Here is a 19,885-nt window from a genome sequence, read left to right as displayed (position 1 = left end):
TTATCTTATGATTAAACCAACAGTAGATATAATAACTCCAACTATACTAATAATAATACCTACAGTATTATTACGGGTTTTGGATTCTCTTACTCTAGACTGATTAGGTTCTATGTAAAGTACGTCATTTTGAGCCAAATAGTATACAGGAGATTCAAAAATTGATTTAGAAGTAAGGTCAACACGATGATATGTATTTACGCCTTTATTTTCTCTAATCACCATAACATTTTCTCTTTTCCCTTTGATCGTCATATCCCCAGCCAAACCAAGAGCTTCTATTATTGTTACTCGTTCATTAGGTATTGTATATGATCCAGGTCTTGCAACCTCCCCCATTACTGTTATTTTAAAATTTTTGAGTCTTACACTTACAATAGGGTCATTAATATAAATTTTTAATTTTTCTTTGATCATTTCTTTTACCTCAATACGTGTAAGTCCAGCTATTTTTAATCTTCCTAAAACTGGAAAATCAATATTTCCTTCTTCGTCTATTAGATATGTTGGTTCTGGAGCACCGTTCCCGGCAGCACCCGCACCGCCATTTTCTCCCAATGAAGAAGAACTTATAGAAGACCCCTGCATTAAATTAAATGGCCTTGCAGCATCCATATCTGCTGCAGATATTAATATACTTACGATATCATCAACCTTAAAAACCGGTGTAAATGAGTTAGTTGAGGAAATTTCTTCCTTATTTGCAGAGTCCTGAAAATAAACCACATCTGTTGGAACTTTACATGAAAATACCAAAATTACAACCAGAACTAAAAACAAAAATCTAAATCTCATACTTTTAAAACTTTATAAGTAAGTGTTTATAATGAATCACAAAAATATAACTTTATTTAGTTTAGCAATGAAATTTTGCCTTATCTGTTATATATTGGCTTTTAATGGTCAGATAAAATTGCAATAGTTTATTTCATTAGATTTGAAATAAACTATTGCAATCTTTTTTTAAGGAATATTATACAAGTACTCCAGACTTATTTTGAACACTTTCTTTGTTTATTTTATCAATACTTTCAAAAGTAGAATTGTTAGAAATAAATTCAGGTACAATTTCTTTTAGTTTTCCAACAATTTGATGATCCTGATTGAGTAAATTCATGATACAAAGATCATCTATCTTATCTTTAATCATTAAGCAATCGTTATCATCAAATCTACTTATCATTATTTTCTTATGATATGTTGGTAAAGTATTTTCAGTATCTGCTAAAAGCTCTTCATATAATTTTTCTCCCGGTCTAAGGCCTGTGATTTTTATATCAATGTCATCAGGATAATTAAGCCCGGATAGCCTTATCATTTTTTTAGCAAGATCAAATATCTTAACCGATTCACCCATATCAAAAATGAATATTTCACCACCATTACCCATTGTTCCTGCTTCAATTACTAATTGTGATGCCTCTGGAATTGTCATAAAGAAACGAGTTACGTCTTTATGAGTTACGGTTAATGGACCTCCTTTTTGAATTTGTTTTTTAAACAATGGTATTACAGAACCATTAGAACCTAATACATTTCCAAACCTGGTTGTTATGAATTTAGTTTTACTACTTTTATGTAAACATTTAATATACATTTCGGCAACTCTCTTAGTCGCTCCCATTACATTAGTAGGATTAACCGCTTTATCGGTAGAAACAAAAACAAATTTATCGACTCCAAACTCAGATGATAAATCAGCAAGTTTTCTGGTTCCTAAAACATTAATCTTTATAGCCTCACAAGGATTATTTTCCATAAGAGGTACATGCTTATAAGCCGCTGCATGAAAGACCATATTAGGTCTATACTTTTCAAAAATAGTTTCTATCCTTTGATGATCTCTAATATCTGCAACGATTGGAGTGAAATTAGTAACTCCCTTACTAAGAAGTTCTTGTTGTAAATCATATAAAGGAGATTCTGCTTGATCCACCAATACGAGATGCTTATAGCTATAATATGACGCCTGTCTTACAATCTCACTACCAATTGATCCGGCTGCTCCAGTGATCAAGATAACTTTATCATCAAGTTCCTCCTTAATATTCTGATTATCCATATTAATAGGAGCCCTCTCTAAAAGATCTTCGATTTGAATTTCTTTGATCTGAGAGACTTTTAGTTTTCCATCAATCCAATCATTAACAGCAGGTATAATTTTTACAGTAACCGGAAGTTTTAGTAAGTTATCTGAAATCTCAGACAATCTCTTCTTATTGATATGAGGAATAGATACTACAATCTCTTTGATATTGTTCTTTGTAACAAAATTTTGATTGACAGAACCTGACGAATATACCTTAATTCCGTTTATGGTTTTCCCAATTTTTTGAGGGTTATCATCAACAAATCCAATTACTGATAGTGATCGATTAGAATCATTAGTTATTGCTGCTTGGGTAATTAAACCAGAATCCCCAGCACCATAAATCAAAATTCTTGAAGTTTCACCAATTTTTGATTTGACATAATAGTAGCAATACTTGAATACCAAACGACTTGTTGTAAGTGTTATAATATTTAATAAATAATGAATACATATTATTGATACCGGAATATTTAACAATTCTGGCATTAGAGACATTCTACTAAAAGCCATTAAAAATCCGGTAAGCGTAATTAGAATAGTGACTGCCAAAAACAAATTGTATGCATCTCGCATTCCCGTATGTCTCACGACACCTTTATAGGAGCCTATTAACAAGAAACTTAATGCTGACAAACCTGCAACTATTGGTAATTGATACAATAGATTTGTAGTATCAAAATTTAGTGTAATCCCGAACCGAACCACGTAAGCCAAAAAGAAATTAAAAATCGTTATGGACACGTCAATTGATAACACAAGCCATTTAGACGCGTGTTTATGGGAATTATTTATTAGGTAATTCTTAATCATCTCAAAACATTTTTAATTACTGATACAATTCTATATAAATCATCTTCTTCAAGATTAGACCCGCTAGGTAAGCAAAGTCCTCGATCAAATAGGTCATCAGAAATTCCATTGAGGTAAGCATCACAATCTGCAAATACAGCTTGTAGGTGCATGGGTTTCCATAACGGTCTTGACTCTATATTTTCTTCTGCTAATGACAAACGTATTGCCTCTCTTAGTTGATAAGAGCTAGTCTCAATACATGTAAGCCATCTATTAGAATAATATCCTGAAGGCTCTTCTAAAAACTTAATTTCAGAGGAATCTTCAAGATTCTTTTTGTAAAATTCAAAATTACTGCGTCTGTTATTTACATGAGGTTCCAAAACTTCCATTTGTCCTCTTCCAATACCTGCAGTAATGTTACTCATTCGATAGTTATATCCTATCTCTGAGTGCTCATAATGAGGTGCATTATCTCTGGACTGTGTTGCCCAAAAAATTGCTTTATCCCTATGCTCTTTGTTTTTAGAAATTAATGAGCCTCCTCCCGATGTAGTAATTATTTTGTTACCATTAAAGGAAAGGATTGATATATCACCAAAAGTGCCACACTTAATTCCTTGATAAGAACTTCCTAGGGCTTCTGCACTATCTTCTAATATTGGGATTCTATATTCTGAAGCAATGTTGTGAACTGCTTCAATATTATAAGGCATACCGTACAAGTGCACGGCAATAATTGCCTTTGGCTTTTTACCTTTAGCAATTCTATCCTTTATTGCAATTTCAAGTTGTTGAGGGCAAATATTCCAAGTATCTCTTTCACTATCTATAAAAACAGGTTTTGCTCCAAGATAAACTATTGGATTAGCCGAAGCAGCAAAAGTAAAACTCTGACATAGAACTTCGTCATCAACACCTACATCAAGTAATTTTAAACCCAGATGTAATGAAGCCGTACCAGAACTTAATGCTGCCGCATGAACACTTTCTCCAAGATAAGTCTCAAGATCACTTTCAAATCCATTTACGTTTGGACCAAGTGGAGCTACCCAATTTGCATCAAATGCTTCTTTAACGAATTTTTGCTCTGTTCCACCCATATGCGGTGAAGAAAGCCATATTCTTTTAGAATCAATTATATTCATAATTTTCCCATTAATAATGAACAATAATCTACTGTTGACTACAGACTACACAACAGTATAATCATTAATCAAACTTCTTTTCATGACAATCTAAAAAACGCTGGAAGAAGGGGGGTAGAACTTCCTTTTTTCGAATTTATTCTTAATTTATTTTCCATGGCTAAAATAGTTTAGTTAAATCAATTATCAACTTAAAATTTGATTTTTTAGACAGAATACTTAAAAAATTCGTTCAATGACTCATCTCTATATTGATTTTGTCTTACTTTACGGTAATCCCGTAAGAAAAGTATTATATCCTTTGTGCTAAATTACTTGTAATAATACTTTTCTATTTATTTTTAAACGCAGATAAAACTAATTTTATCGCGGTTATTCATCAATCAAAATTCATACCGTAAATCTTACAATTGATCATTGTCAGCCTTTTATTTTGGGTACCACAAGTATAGTTTAATAATCACTTAAACCACCAAGGGTTAAACCTGTTTATAAAAGGGGGATTTCCCCCTTTATAAAATCAAGATACTTATATATCACTCTAGAATACAGGATAAAATTAAAAATAGTTAAGTAAATATTTGATTTATATAATTAAATACATAAAATTTACATCCTTCAAATCTAGAGGGATTTTTATCATATATTAATCCTTTTGTATAACCTTCCCCGAATTTTATAATTATATTAAAATAAATGTTATTTAATTCATTAGATTTTTTCATTTTTCTACCAATTGTTTTTGTACTCTATTGGTTTATTTTTTATAAAAAACTTCAAATCCAGAATTTTTTTATTCTTACTGCTAGCTATATCTTTTATGGTTTATGGGATTGGAGGTTTTTATTTCTCATTTTGGCAAGTACTTTGGTTGATTTTTTTGTTGGTAAGGCTATCCATAGTAGTGATACCAATAGAAAGAGAAAGTCTTGGCTCTGGGTAAGCATCGTCTTTAATATTGGATTACTAGGGTTTTTCAAATACTACAATTTCTTTATAGGTTCATGGGTTGATTTCCTTTCATTTTTTGGATATGAATTAAAAAGTACCTGGACATTACAAATTATTCTACCTGTTGGAATCTCTTTTTATACATTTCAAACCATGTCATATTCTCTTGATATATATTATAAGAGATTGACTCCTACCAAAAATTTTATTGCATTTGCTACATTTGTAAGTTTTTTCCCCCAGCTAGTAGCCGGCCCCATAGAAAGGGCTTCTAATTTATTATCACAAATCACAACAAAAAGACTTTTTAACTACATTCAATGTACAGAAGGGTTAAAGCTTATACTTTGGGGATTATTTAAAAAAGTAGTAATCGCTGACTCTATTGCACCTATAGTCGATGACATTTTTGCTAACTATAGTGACTACCCTGCCTCTACTCTAATTCTGGGTGTTTCCTTATTTAGTTTCCAGGTATATGGTGACTTTAGCGGATATTCTGATATTGCTATAGGAACTGCCAAATTATTTGGGATAGAGTTAATGTCAAATTTTAAATTTCCAACTTTCTCCAGAAATGTTGCCGAATATTGGCAACGATGGCATGTTTCTTTATCCACATGGTTTCGACATTATGTATACATCCCTCTAGGAGGAAATAGAGTTGGTAAATTAAAATCCATAAGAAATATTATTATTATATTTTTAGTTAGTGGGTTTTGGCATGGTGCTAACTGGACTTTTATTATTTGGGGAGCTATCCATGCTTTATTATATATCCCGGTATTTCTAATGGGAAGAAATCGAATATATATGAATACTGTTGTAGCAGAAAACAAATGGTTTCCCAGTATTAAGGAAATAGCTCAAATTTTACTTACTTTTTCATTAGTTACATTTTCACGTGTATTTTTCAGGTCAGAATCGATCTCTGATGCTTTTGGTTTTCTTCAACAAATATGCTCTGACTTTACCTACAAGAACTACCAACACCCTTTAGGATATAGAATGATCGATTATTTTATTCTACTTGGAATTTTTATTTTATATGAATTTAGAATACGAAGAGATGAACGTTCTCCTTTTAAATTTAAATCCCGAATTACACGTTTTTTAGCATATACTTTGGTAATTTTAGGAATGTTATTATTCTTTGATGACAATATTGACAGGTCTTTTATTTATTTCCAATTCTAATCTAATAATGATGTAAAAAAATAGAGGTAAAATAAATAGGATGAAAAAATTAATTTTAAAAAGTGTTCTTTATGCTTTTCTAATACTTATTACATTAGAAGGATTAGTTCGTGTTTTTCATTTAGGAAAAGACACTCCTACCCGATTTCTTGATGAGCATAAAGTTGAAAAATGGAAGCCCAACCAAAATGGATTTTCTGTTACTGGTAACAGACGACAAAATTTCTCTGAATATCATATCAATACCTCAGGATTCAATTCTTATAGAGAGTTCAACCCTACAAAAGAGAAAACTGAAATTGCACTCGTTGGAGATTCTTTTATAGAAGGATTTCATCAAAATTATTACAATTCTATTGGTAAAAAAATCGAAAAATCAATTCCAGAAATTGAAGTATACGAGTATGGATATGCAGGATATGATTTTGCCGATCAGTTACATCTGACCCACGCATATAAAGAACAGTTTTTATTAATTGATCATATCATTTTAGGTATAAAATTCTCTAACGATCTCAATCGCGGTGAATACGACGTAGTTAATAGTCGACTCGCGCTAGAATCTCCTATGAATAAACTTTTAAAGAAAAGTAAGTTACTGGTCTATGCAAAAAGTATTGGAATCTTAGATCCCCCACAAGAATTAGTATATCGAATTATTAGTATTATTAAATCCAAACCAAAGAAAAAACCTATCGATGAGCTTGAAGCTTCACGCATCAAAGAGGCAAATGAAAAAAAATATTTAGCTAATTTTGAAAATTTAATCTCCAAATATGGATACGATAAACAGCGTTATACTCTTCTCTTAGATTCTAGAATAACAAGTACATTCTTCTTATCTTACTTAGAGAAAAACGACTTTAATTACATTGATTTCGCATCCTCTTTTGAAGCCTCTGATCGCCCAACAACATTAATCTATGATAGACACTGGAATAATCATGGAAGAGAACTTATTGCTCAGCTTATTTCAAAGTATATAAACAAAAAACAACTGAAATCTGGGCAATAGTTTCTTAAATCACCTAGACGTTTATTTCATTTTAAATATTAATCATTAAATGTAATCCGTTGCATTTTTTTATTTCCAATGATCAGGAATGTTTTCTGTTCTTTTGAAATCTCTAAAACTTTTACGTTAGAAACATTTTCTATACTTGTATACAAGAAATCAAACACCAATTTTCTTAAGAACAAAAATTCCTGAGCATTATAATCAATCACGGTATTATATGGTAAGTCATTCTGAATCTCTTCTATAGCAGAGGCTGTATATGATAGCTCATGAGAGGCGCCTTTTTTACGTTTTGCTTTAAACTTTTTATACCTTACATAAGCTACTTTAAATACAAATTCTTTAAAACTAGCTTTTGTATATTCAATCATTGCTCCCAGATAGGCCGAAATCGATTTTTTTGGGTAAATAATTTGGTGTTCAAAATTATATATATGATTGCACCATTCTCGCTTATAGCTCAAATCTCCCATTCCCATTTCGTAAGATTTATGATTATTAGCAATACACCAATCTAATTTTTTATAAATCTCTACACTTCCCAAGCTAAATTTTCCGTAATCAATATCATATGACGATATAGAACTAAATAATCGTTCATTAAAATGGTGATTTAAGGACACTACGATAGGAGTATCACCATTCATAACTACAAATAGAGATGCCTTCTTTTCATTGATCAAAGAATAGTACATTTTTACATAATGATCCCATCTTAATAAACTCTGACTTACATCATTTCGTTGCTCGAATCTTTTAACTAACATTTCATGTAAACAATCCATCAAAACGTCATATTCTTCCTTTTCAATAGATCCAAAATATATCTTATAAGAAATTTGAAAACAAGACTCTAGCCTTTTGATTCTCCTCCTTATTCCTTTTGCATTACTTCTAAAGCGATGTTTTATATATGCATCAGCACTGATAAAACCATCAAGAAAAATAGCATACCCTTTAAAAAATTGATTAATCTTTTTGGCATTAAACACCTGATGATTAAATACTGGTTTTAAGTAATCAGGAATAAAAAAAACAGAATAGATTCTATCAGAATTCTCAACTATATTTTTATCATAATTAGAATTCACTAATGATTCATCACTCCCGAAACTTTCTATTTTTGAAAATATTTTGGGAATTGAATTTTTTTCAAATAGCTCAAAAAAATAATCAATATGCTCTTTTTTCATACACAAGATCTATAAAATGGGAAAAAGTGATTCTTCAAATCCTCTTCTTCAATCTTAATAAAATCTGCATTAGCAGAGGAGCACAACTCATTATAAATTTCCCTATTAACAATTTTTCTACCCGTATAGAACATGACATCTTCATCTTTAGGAAATAAGGCTTTTTTACTTTTATACAACCCATCACCATCTCTCATACCACCACCTAAAACATAATGTTTTATTTTGTTTTGAATAGCCCATTCAATGATTTTTACTCTTAAGAAATCGTTTGGTCTATAACTAAAATACTCTGCATCGGTTCCTCCAAGAAAGGCAAAAAATGTGTCTTTATAATTAATAATAAGCTCTATAGAAATAGGAATGTTTTCAAAATATGCAATTGCTATAGAAAAATTACCCAAATTAGATAATATCAAATTTTCAAAATATGAATTTGAAAAAAAATAAATACTATCTGCATTATTTCTATTCATGGTACTAACATAGATATCATTAAAAATTTTAATGATGTCTTTGGTAATTTGTTCTTTATGAAATACTTTAAACTCTAAATTATAATTTACTGCTTTTCTATAGTTATTTCTCACTTTTGGTAAGAATGCGGTCCATTGATCTTCAAAATTATCTAAAAGATTACCTCTAACATTGAAAAGAGATTCTATTAGTGCACCAGAATATCCATTAGAATTTCCATTTAAACTAAAACGAACAAACTCTGCAATAACATTATTATCGACATACCATTGATCTACATGTCTCCAAAATTCGATAACATCTTCTTCAGAAACAGCATCATCAAATAAAGGTCCATTATAACCATATGGACTAATCACATCGAAATAAGGAAGTTCTTTTTCTTTTATTGTTATTTTTCTAAAAACAAAAGGCATAAGAATGATTGGAGCATCTTCTTTCTCGAACAAAAAACACTTTAATGCATCAGAATCTTTCTCAAAATATTGTAAATGCTCAATAGAATAATATACATTATTATTCCATCTATTCTGAAGCAGAGACTTATATGCCAAGATCTCTGAGCTATCATCAAGGTTTTTTATTACTAGTTTGTAGTTTTGTTTCAATTGTACAGGTATTAGTTAGGTATGGTTGTTTATTAGCTCATTTAGCAATCTTCTTTTAACTCGGTATTCTCAAAAAAATAATCATTGATTTTTTGTGATAACACATGGGATAGCCATATGATTCTTCCACAATGCTCCACATGCCAAACTGCTTTTCCTTCAAAAGTATTTCCAGCAAGTAATGGTCCTACAATATGTAAGTTTTCTTTTGATTCTAAAGCTTCATTCACATCAAACCCAATTTTAGAATCGTTTGGCTTGCAATATCCTTTATCTATTAAATTTTTTAATAATTCAGGAATATTATTTTTTGTTAGATTAGTACTTCCTACACAATTAATAACTAGATGCACTGATTCTTCAGATATTTTATTTTGTCCTGATTGCGTGTCCAAATACTCTAAAGAATACTCATCATTTTCGGTTTTAATAATATTGGTAAATCTTCCCGCAATATGATGAAAACGTCCTTCTTCTTTTAACCCATCGATTACTTTAGAATAATGATAACCGGCACATCTTTGTCTTCTACCAATTTCATTACCATAATGACATGCAAACTTCTTTAATTCCTGAGGACTAAGTTTTCCTAACAAAGAACCAAATGCTTTTGATATGATATCAACTGTTGACGCAGCTCCCAAATGCATCTCATCTGCATAATCAAGATCTTTAAATGTAGCTTCTGCAATTCCTTTTGCAGTTACATTATTTTCTTTGGCTAGTGCCTGTAAATTAAACGGTGTATACTCTTTTCTTTGCTCTTCATCAATTACAGAATCAGGCAACAGTCCTTGGGTAGAAAGAAACATAAACTTATTGATGTGAGATGTTATACTCTCAATATCATTTAATTTATAAAGCATCTCCAGACCACTTGCATTTGCTCCTACAATGAGAACATTTACTTTTTGACTTGGTTTTTTCTCAAGAAAACTTCCTATTTTATTTAGCGTCTTTTTTAGCTCGGGCTTGTAAGGATCATTAATAAAGAGCATATTATCTTTTTCTATCAAATCTTCATTCTTCCAAAGATGATTTACAGGAAGAGATCCAACAGAAAGAATTACTTTCTCTGATATTATCGTTTTTTTGTCCTTTAAGGATACGATATAACTATGCTCTGTCTTTTCTAGATCTACCACTTCTTGGTTAATATAATTAACATTAATTAACCCTTGTATTTTAAAGTCTTCTAATCTCGTTTTTACTTTTTCATTTATATACCATCCAAAAAAACGACGAGGAATAAATAAATCTTCCCATTCGTTATTTTCTATTTTCGCAGCATGTGTAGATATCCACTCCAGGGACAATTGCCCTCCATCTTTTTTCAACTCATCTATTAACCAATTCTTATTATTATTAAGCCATTTAATAAACTTTCCTAGTTCTGGTTCTGGAAGAAAGTTTTTTAGAGAGGTTATTAAATGTACAGAAAACCCTGATCGCCCGCCGTACGGGATACCAGTATGAAATTCTTCATATTTATCAATAATATTAATATTTATTTTTCTTTGGTCTTTACTACCTTCTATCAAATCCAAAAAGTGTAGAATAGTAAAAGATGACGAAATACCAGAACCAATGAATGTAACATCAGATGATTTGGGCGTATTATTAAGCGACATTTCTGGTTGTTTTGTTTTAATTATTTTACCTGGATTGCCTACTACAGTAGAATAATCCGGCACATCTTTTAACACTACTGTTCCGGCTCCTATAGTACACCATTTCCCAATCTTTACTTTTGGTATTACTACGGCTCCAACACCAACATGAGAACCTTCTCCCACTTCTACATGACCGCATAATGCAGCTTTAGGTGAAATATGGGCATAATCTCCTATAACATTATCATGATCGATACTTGCTGCGGTGTTAATGATTACATGTCTTCCGATCACAGTATTTGGCTGAATGATTGCTCCTGCAAAGACTACAGTACCTTCTCCTATTTTTGCAGTGGGCGCTATAATTGCGGATTGATGTATCGCTTTTTCAAAATCACTTTTAAGAAATCCCGCGATCTCTGCTCTTTCGGCATTAATACCTACTGCAACAATTACAGGATGTCCTTCATGCGGAAATTCTTTTAGATTTCCTCTAGCTCCAGAAGTTACATTTTTTGATGCATTATGTCGACCAGAAGGCTTATCATCAAAAGTTTCGGTTACTTCATAACCATTCTCTTCTAATACCTCTCGTATTACCTGAGAATGACCGCCAGCTCCATAAATCCTTATTTTATTAGATTTTCCAGCTATTTCCATTTTCCTCATTACTATAGTTAAGTTGATTTGTTGGTTTTGTGAATTCTAGTTTGTTAATAAAAACGATATAAAATATTTATTATTTTCATTGGTTATTTCCTTTCCAAGCAGGCATAATAGTATTCTGATCAACATTTACCCCCTCTTTCTTTACTACTTTTTGCAAGGTCAAAAACAAAATTTTAACATCTAGCATAAAACTTATGTTTTCTACATACCATACATCGTATTCAAATTTTTGAATCCATGATATTGTATTCCTTCCTTTTACCTGAGCCCATCCTGTTATTCCGGGTCTTACATTATGTCTTTTTTTCTGTATATCGTTATACAAAGGTAAGTATTCCACCAAAAGTGGTCTTGGACCTATTAAACTCATATCTCCTTTTAATACATTGATAAGCTGTAAAATCTCATCTAATGAATATTTTCTTATAAAAGCTCCCACCTTCGTTATTCGAGACACATTATGAACATCTTTCTCATCTGACTTGAGATCAGACATGGTTTTAAACTTAATAATTTTAAAAAGCTTTCCATTTTTTCCTGGTCTTTGTTGCAAAAAAAATGGTTTTCCTTTATTAACCACAAATAATATTAAAACGAGTATGATTATAAATGGTGACAATAAGAGAACACCAGAAAGAGAAAGAAAAAAATCGAATACTCTTTTAATATACGGATTATACATAATCGTTCTTTCAAAAAAATTATAGTTCAGATTCAATTGTTCTGATCAAATCTCCAACATTATTCATATTCATTAAGTCCATTAATTTAAACTTAACACCAAAAGATTTCTCTACCTCTGATATGATCATCATATGTGTAATTGATTCCCAACCATCAACATCATCAGCTGTAGTTGTATCTGTAAGTTGAAAATTATCGTGTTCTAATACTTTTACAAAAGCTTCTTTTACTTTAGAGAAAATTTCTTCTTTATTCATTTATAGACTATTTAATTTATGTCAAAATACGTTCTTAATTCTTTCCTGTTAATCTTTCCATTAATACTATGCGGAAATTCTTTAACAAATCTCACATGTCCGGGAACCATATAATCCGGCATTTTTGTTTTCATATATTCAAATATATCAGCGGTATCAAATTCATCAGATTCAATAGCCAAACCTAGCTCGGCATTACCCAAATTATTGGTAATATCTAATGCTACCATATTTACCTTCTTGGGAGATTTTGATTTAGCATGAAATTCAATTTCTGCCAGTTCTACTCTATATCCTCTTATTTTTACCTGAAAATCTGCTCTTCCTACATACAAAAAATCTCCTTCTTCATCCTTGAAACAAAGGTCACCTGTTTTATAATAACGTTGTTGCTTTCCTTTCTCTTCTCTTGTAAAAAAACTAATTGCATTTCGTTCTTTATTTTTCCAATATCCAGGTGTTATTTGAGGACCACCCAAACATAATTCTCCTGTGATTCCTGTGGGCACTTCCTCATTATTTTCGTTTACAACAAGGTATAATGTATCTTTTTGTGGAGTTCCGATTGCGATAATACCATTATGCGCTTTCTGATCCGTTTCTTTATGGTATGGATAAAAACCACTGTATACTGTAAATTCTGTTGGTCCATAGTAATTAAATATTTTACAATTGGGCAGACAATCACTCCACTCTCTTGCAATGTCGCTATGTAAAGCTCCTCCTCCAAAACTACAATACCTAACATCGGGAGCATTAATCTCTGGGAAATAAGGGCGTAAATAATTGATAATCGAAGGAACCATAGTAAGTACAGTAAGTTTCTGCTCTTTAATCAATTTAAAAATATAGAAATACTTTATTGCGCTTTTGGGTATGGTATACATACATGCGCCTCCCAATATTGGAAACAAGTAGGTAACCACTGAGAAGTCAAAAGTAAGTTCAAACATTTGTAAGCATCTATCCGACGAAACCAAATTAAACTCTGGTTCAGTATCAATAGCGTTCACTAATCCCTGTACATTATCAAAAGTAATAGGCACTCCTTTTGGAAGCCCCGTAGTGCCCGATGTAAATAAAATATATGCTAAGTCATCCCCAGAAACCTCCTTTGGTTCCAAATTAATTTCTGCATTCTCTAATGTAGATGAAGGTATAACGGTTTGATTCTTATATATCGAGGTTTTTGAAGAATCAATAACGTATTTTGTTTCTGTTAATTCAAAAACCTTTGTATTTCTTTCTATAGGAGTAGAGGGGTTTACAGGAACATATGCTTTTCCTTCAAACCAAAGAGCAATAATACTTGCATATGTTTGCAAGTCATCATTGGTAACTAATCCAATAAGTTTTTCAGATTCTGCCACTGTATTTGCTATTGCAGATCTAATCTTGGATATCTCTACAGCAAAATCCTTATATGTATAGAACGTATTGTTAATACATAACACATTACCTGTTGAGTGATTCTCTATTGATTCTTGTAGTTTTTTTACAAATTTCATCTTATATATTAAACAATTTATTCTGCGCTATACATTTAATTGTATTGACAAAAATATATACTTTTTTAAGACTTTTTTTGGGGTATTCACCCCTATATTTTTATATGATTATTTTAAATTATAATTTGTTTACTTATAAATATATTATCAAAACACAATTTCATTAATAAAAATGACCATCTCTGTTTAATATATCCGAATTTTCAAAATCCAGTTTGGTGTCATCATGAGCTAATCCTTTTTTTGTCACTCGATGCGTAAAAATAGTACTATATCTTTTTGTTATACAATCTGATAGCTTGGTATCATCTGTAAAAATGAACTTTCTTTTCTTTTTAATAAAATTATCCATCAATGCATCAATACAAATATCATAATACTCCTCTTCTTTTACCAGGAAATATTTGACATTAAATTCATTATAATTTATGATATAGGATAAAAAACCAATGATTTGATCTCCTTTCATAATCTTAAGATTATGAATATAGATATTATTACTGGTTCCTGTTTGTAACGATGTATAAGGATGTTTAGTTGCAATAGGAGTTTGCATATACTGCATAGCATTAATCTGCCAATTCACATACTCCTTTGTTTTATAGATCAAATCATCTTTGCAAAGTGGAGCTATAAACTCCCAGGTAGCATCATCTAACTGATTCATATAATCATAAGAAAGCATTTTAGTTCTTTTTCTAGCCTTAGGTCCATTTAATAGTCTAATACATGATGCTACAGTATTATCAACTCTATCCAAAATAAACTTAAATGATTTTAAGAACCTAAATCGTCCAATGAGCATTGATGCATCTAAACTAAAAAAGATCGTATGTCTTAATCTTGATGAGATTATAGTAAAAGGTTGTTTCTCATAAAATGTAGTTACATTCTCTGCATAAGATTTTATAAGTATTTGTTTCCCCGTTAAGTTAACAGCTTCATTATAAATATAAGTTCCCAGAACCGTATCCTTATATTCTTTGTGTACCCACCAGGATATCATCCAATATACTTTTGATGGTTCATTGCTCCCATTATTCAATAAATCGGGAAACATAAAAACAAAAGAGATCATTTTATTATCCTCATACCCGATAACACCACAATACTCATCTTCTTCTATCCGTGTATTTGAAACCAACCATAATGCTTTACTTTTTGGCAAAGGAGTAAGATCTCCTTTCCAATAGGTATTTTGATCAATACCTTCTCTTAGCATTTTCTTGGTTATTGCAACTATCTCTAAATTTTTACTCATCTATTATTTCTAAGAAATATAACTAGTTTGTACCGTCAAAATATTCTGATGTCAAATCATTTGATAGATTTACATCTTCTTTTTGTATTACTTTTTTTAGTGTTAACCCTATTATTTTTAGATCTAACAAGAAATTATAGTTTTCTACATACCACACATCATATTCAAATTTCTTTTTCCATGTTATAGAATTTCTTCCATTTACCTGGGCCCATCCTGTAATTCCAGGTCTTACATTATGTCGTTTTTTTTGAACTTCATTATATACCGGGAGATAGGCTATAATCAAAGGGCGAGGCCCTATTAACGACATTTGTCCTAATACTACATTGAACAATTGAGGAATTTCATCCAAAGATGTTTTCCTAACAAATGCTCCTATCTTCGTAATTCTATCTTTATCTGGTAATAAATTCCCGTCGGCATCTTTTTTATCGTTCATCGTTTTAAACTTCACGATACTAAAAATCTTTTCTTTCTTACCAGGTCTTCTCTGAATAAAAAAAGGTTTACCTCCATTTGCAATCGCCAGGAAAAAGATCAATAGTAATAAAACAGGTGAAAGAAGAAGTAGCGATACCAGTGCAATACTAAAATCAAGAATTCTTTTAATAAAAAATTTATACACCTTTATAAAGTTTAGTCAGTTATATAGAGGGCTCGATTATTAAACCAAACAAATGTATAAAGCATTTGTTAAAAAGTGAAATAAAAGAATTACAATCTCTTATATATCCTATTGCTATTATTAATCACAAAAAAAGATTCCAAAAACAATTCTGGAATACAGTTTGCATCTAAAAAACTGGGGGAAATAAAGAAATATGTACTATTTGCTATTGGGGAATTTAGCTCATATTTCGTTTATGGTTTTATCCTTAAAACCGATTGCGAATATACAATCAATATTTTGGTTTTTAAACTCTTAAATTAACTTTTTTGGTATTATAACTAATTGAAGTTATTAGTGAGAAAAACATGATCTAATTCTTTATTTTTCTTCTATACCAGAAAAATGAAAATAGTAAAATAACGAACATGATTCCTCCTAAAACCCAATACAAGGTTGTGTTATTCTTGAAAGGAATTGGAGAAGAATCTCCAACAAGATAGAACCCTCCCCAATAAAAAGGATCTAAACGATTAATATTTGCAGAACCCAGATATTGTAACTTTGCTTGTTGCAAAGCTTTAGCCTTGTTCATTCCTTCCTTAAGGTTCGTATAAAAAAACTTCATTAACTCTGGAGTGGTTTGATCAGAAACACTCCAACTTGTTAACAGTAAACTCTTAGTACCCGCATATTGAAATGCATTACCTAAACTCATAATACCTTCTCCATGGGCCATTTTACCAACGCCAGTATTACAAGCACTAAGTACAGTTAATTCTGCTGGAATATCTAAAGCAAATAATTCATGACTATAAAGTCGATTATCTTCCAAAGTATCCCTACCTTTAGTAAAATAAAGTTTAGAATTTTCTGGATGTTCATTATCTACCTCTCCATGTAATGCTAGGTGTACAATGTTATATCTACTTACTTTTTGCTTAAAATTAGATTCTATAGCCTCGAACCCATAATAATATTCGCCATCTATGATATCTGATATTTCTTTAATTTCTCTTCGCGTTCCCGGCAAATCATCTCTTACACTTCGTAACTCTTCTAAACGTATAGCTCCTGTATTTGTAGACCTTGTACTATCAGAAAAAGAAAAAGCAAGGCATTCTTGGAGTATCTCATCTTTTGGATTAGGTTTAAAAGGTGTAAATAATAAATTTGCAGAATTAGCATAAGTAACGGCATAATTCTTCAATAAATAAGATAGTAAAGCGGGGTTATTAGAATCATCGTTTTGAGTTAACAACAACTCAAAATTAAGATATCTCAATACTCCATCTGGAACAATGATAAGTTCGTTTCCCAATAGCTTATTGGATATAGGAGCTAAGAATATATTATACAAATATTGAGCTTGTATTTTATACTTTGGTAAATCTTTAGAAATAATACTTTCTCGAAATTTTTCAACGGATTGTTTAAATTCAGAATTATTTAATTCTTTAACCGAAATTTCATTCTTTGATATTGTAAATACATAAGTAATACTATCAGATGTAAAAAACTCTATTAATGTAGTTTTTTTATCTAATTGTTTCTGAATTTCTTTTACATCAATAACATTATTCTGATATTTAAGTTGGTAATATTTAGAATACTTTTTTTCTATTATTTTGGTTAATGAATCTTGTGTTCTGTTAATATTAAACAAATTACTCTCATATTCCTTAATTTTTGTAGTATCAGTATCTATGTTGTATAACTCAGTAATGATTTGTCCTTGAAAAAACACTTGACTTGTTTTAAGAGTCCTCATTTTTTTCATTATTTCAGATGGTAAATCAGCAATTTTTTTAGCATATGAATCGTTTAACAAAGCTTTTAACACATTAGCTTTGCTTTTCTCGGCATAAAAAAAAGCTTGATTTAAAGCTTCTAAATTTCTTTTTTTTCTGTATGCTAACAATTGTACTTTAATTGCATCTGCATAAATGCTTTTTACTCTTCTTGCAAAAGTTATCTTATCATTATAGTTTTGGTATGATTGCCTAATTTGGTTAATAACGATATCGGCATTTTCGTAAAGCACTACACTCTCTTTAAGATATTTATACTCTTTACTCTCTAAATATTGGGATAATAATGTTTTTGCTTTTCCATGCAAAATTTGTAATAATTTTAACAAATCATAATATTCGTTAGCACTTAGAGCTTTTTCTATTTTATTTATTTTTTTATTTTTAGAATTTACTATTAATGCTTTGTCATAATTAAAAATAGCTTTATCATATTCATGTTTCGCATAATTAATAGCTGCGATCTTTTGATAAAAAACCAAAGTAAGAAGATGTTTCTTTCCATAAGTATTTTGTAGAATATTCAATCCTTTCTTCGCATATAAAAATGATTCATCATACTTTCCCATATCAATATATAGATCTGTCATTTTCCCATAAGAATCTGCAACTACAGGGCTATTCTCTCCAAAAACATTATTACGTATAAACAATGCTTTTTTACGATATTCTAATGCGACATCATACTTTTTTTGATACGCAAGTATACTTGCTATATTATCATATACGTCAGCAATTCTATAATGTTTTTCTCCAAATACTTTTTTAAAAATCCATAGAGCATTTTTATAATAATAAAGTGCCTGTAAATAATTATTTTTACTATGAAAAGTATTCCCGATATTCAAATAAACAGCTGCAATGTTGGGATTATTTTCATTATATATTTTAAAAGCAATGTCTAAACTTTTACTATAATACTTTATTGCATTATCATATTCCCCTTTTTCAACCAAAAGAGTTCCTATGTTATTATAAACTGATAAAATACTCTGTAAATCTTCTTCTCTTTTAAATATCAGTAAGGCTTTTTCAAAATAATCATGTGCTATATTATATTTCATTAGTTTATTATGAATTAATCCAATATTCATATAGCTTAGTCCTGCATAGTAATGTTCTTTCCCTAGGTTCTTAATTGTTATTTCTAAGTCTTTTTTATAATTCAAAAGAGCTTCTTCGTATTTCCCTATACTTAGATAAACATTCCCTATTTGATTATAAATCAGACCAATATCAACATGATCAGATTCAAGATGCTTTAATCTGATAACTAAAGCTTTTTTATGGTATATTAATGCTTTATCATAATCTGAAATTTTTCTATAAATGGTACCAATATTATCATATGAAGCCATCACTGTATGGTCATTTTCTGGATATATTTTCTGTTGAATAGATAATGCTTTTTTATAGTATAACAATGCTTTTTTATAATCTGAGACTTTCTTGTAAAAAAAACCTAGATTAATAAATGACCTAGCAATATTTAAATTATCTTTTTTAAATATTTTTTGTCTAATCGATAAAGCTTTTTCATAGTATGCCAATGCCTTATCATATTCATTAATATTTTCGTAGTAAACAGCTATGTTATCTAAAGAATTAGCTTCTTCTTCATGATCTTCTGAAAGATAATTAGAACAGATTTCTAATGCTTTCTTTGAATTTTTAATCGATTTTTGATTTTTTTTAGACCTCCATTGATTCTCTGAGATTCTATTATAGCAACCTGCAACTTTCTCCCATACTCTATTTTTTTTATAAATTACAAGTGATCTTTTGAAATATACAATAGAGCTATCTGTTTTTCTTTTTACTAATAATGAATCTGCTTTTTTAAAGTATTGATGAGCAATTAATAGATCTTTTGGGGTTTGAGCATTTACACAAAATGTAATTATGAAAAAAAATGCCCATATAAGATATCTTAGGAAAACTAATTGTTTTTTCTTCATAAAGGATAAATTATTGCTTTATAGTTAATACCTAAGAA

General features: G+C 30.2%; 14 protein-coding genes. 2 read left to right on the top strand and 12 right to left on the bottom strand.

Features of this window, described 5'->3' with window-relative positions:
- The 3 genes from PQF96_RS14465 to PQF96_RS14455 form a co-directional block, all read right to left on the bottom strand.
- A complete protein-coding gene (locus PQF96_RS14465; RefSeq protein WP_109437678.1) occupies positions 1–795 on the bottom strand; it encodes a polysaccharide biosynthesis/export family protein in 795 nt (264 codons plus the stop codon).
- Between the two features lie 178 nt (positions 796–973).
- Positions 974–2,902, bottom strand: a complete 1,929-nt coding sequence (locus PQF96_RS14460; protein ID WP_271766995.1) for a polysaccharide biosynthesis protein — start codon at positions 2,900–2,902, stop codon at positions 974–976.
- Positions 2,899–4,032 (bottom strand): DegT/DnrJ/EryC1/StrS family aminotransferase, encoded by a 1,134-nt coding sequence (locus PQF96_RS14455; protein ID WP_271766994.1) that lies wholly within the window; start codon positions 4,030–4,032, stop codon positions 2,899–2,901. The genes PQF96_RS14460 and PQF96_RS14455 overlap by 4 nt, the downstream gene beginning before the upstream one ends.
- Before the next feature lie 696 nt (positions 4,033–4,728).
- Here PQF96_RS14455 and PQF96_RS14450 point away from each other — a divergent pair.
- Positions 4,729–6,180 carry an MBOAT family O-acyltransferase gene (locus PQF96_RS14450; RefSeq protein WP_271766992.1) on the top strand — a complete coding sequence of 484 codons (1,452 nt, stop codon included), beginning with the start codon at positions 4,729–4,731 and terminating at the stop codon, positions 6,178–6,180.
- Positions 6,181–6,220: 40 nt separating this feature from the next.
- On the top strand, positions 6,221–7,195 hold the full coding sequence (locus PQF96_RS14445) for a hypothetical protein (protein WP_143918285.1): 975 nt from the start codon (positions 6,221–6,223) through the stop codon (positions 7,193–7,195).
- 38 nt (positions 7,196–7,233) lie between these two features.
- On the opposite strand, the gene PQF96_RS14440 is transcribed toward PQF96_RS14445, so the two are convergent.
- From PQF96_RS14440 to PQF96_RS14400, 9 genes are all read right to left on the bottom strand, one after another.
- On the bottom strand, positions 7,234–8,391 hold the full coding sequence (locus PQF96_RS14440) for a GNAT family N-acetyltransferase (RefSeq protein WP_271766990.1): 1,158 nt from the start codon (positions 8,389–8,391) through the stop codon (positions 7,234–7,236).
- Positions 8,388–9,476 carry a GNAT family N-acetyltransferase gene (locus PQF96_RS14435; protein WP_271766988.1) on the bottom strand — a complete coding sequence of 363 codons (1,089 nt, stop codon included), beginning with the start codon at positions 9,474–9,476 and terminating at the stop codon, positions 8,388–8,390. The genes PQF96_RS14440 and PQF96_RS14435 overlap by 4 nt, the downstream gene beginning before the upstream one ends.
- A gap of 41 nt (positions 9,477–9,517) precedes the next feature.
- The gene (locus PQF96_RS14430) at positions 9,518–11,758 is read right to left on the bottom strand and encodes a NeuD/PglB/VioB family sugar acetyltransferase (RefSeq protein WP_271766986.1); all 2,241 of its coding nucleotides are present in this window, start codon (positions 11,756–11,758) and stop codon (positions 9,518–9,520) included.
- A 76-nt stretch (positions 11,759–11,834) separates the two neighbouring features.
- Entirely contained in the window at positions 11,835–12,440 is a 606-nt protein-coding gene (locus PQF96_RS14425; RefSeq protein WP_109437686.1) for a sugar transferase, read from the bottom strand.
- A 19-nt stretch (positions 12,441–12,459) separates the two neighbouring features.
- The gene (locus PQF96_RS14420) at positions 12,460–12,699 is read right to left on the bottom strand and encodes an acyl carrier protein (RefSeq protein WP_271766985.1); all 240 of its coding nucleotides are present in this window, start codon (positions 12,697–12,699) and stop codon (positions 12,460–12,462) included.
- A gap of 11 nt (positions 12,700–12,710) precedes the next feature.
- On the bottom strand, positions 12,711–14,207 hold the full coding sequence (locus tag PQF96_RS14415) for an AMP-binding protein (RefSeq protein WP_271766983.1): 1,497 nt from the start codon (positions 14,205–14,207) through the stop codon (positions 12,711–12,713).
- A 163-nt stretch (positions 14,208–14,370) separates the two neighbouring features.
- Positions 14,371–15,468, bottom strand: a complete 1,098-nt coding sequence (locus PQF96_RS14410) for a hypothetical protein (protein WP_109437689.1) — start codon at positions 15,466–15,468, stop codon at positions 14,371–14,373.
- A 22-nt stretch (positions 15,469–15,490) separates the two neighbouring features.
- The gene (locus PQF96_RS14405) at positions 15,491–16,096 is read right to left on the bottom strand and encodes a sugar transferase (protein ID WP_271766982.1); all 606 of its coding nucleotides are present in this window, start codon (positions 16,094–16,096) and stop codon (positions 15,491–15,493) included.
- Between the two features lie 355 nt (positions 16,097–16,451).
- Entirely contained in the window at positions 16,452–19,847 is a 3,396-nt protein-coding gene (locus PQF96_RS14400; RefSeq protein WP_271766980.1) for a CHAT domain-containing protein, read from the bottom strand.
- Between the last annotated feature and the right edge of the window lie 38 nt (positions 19,848–19,885).

This window comes from Aquimarina algiphila, assembly GCF_947494415.1.
Taxonomy (GTDB): Bacteria; Bacteroidota; Bacteroidia; order Flavobacteriales; family Flavobacteriaceae; genus Aquimarina; species Aquimarina algiphila.
This window is presented reverse-complemented; position numbering and strand designations above follow the sequence as displayed.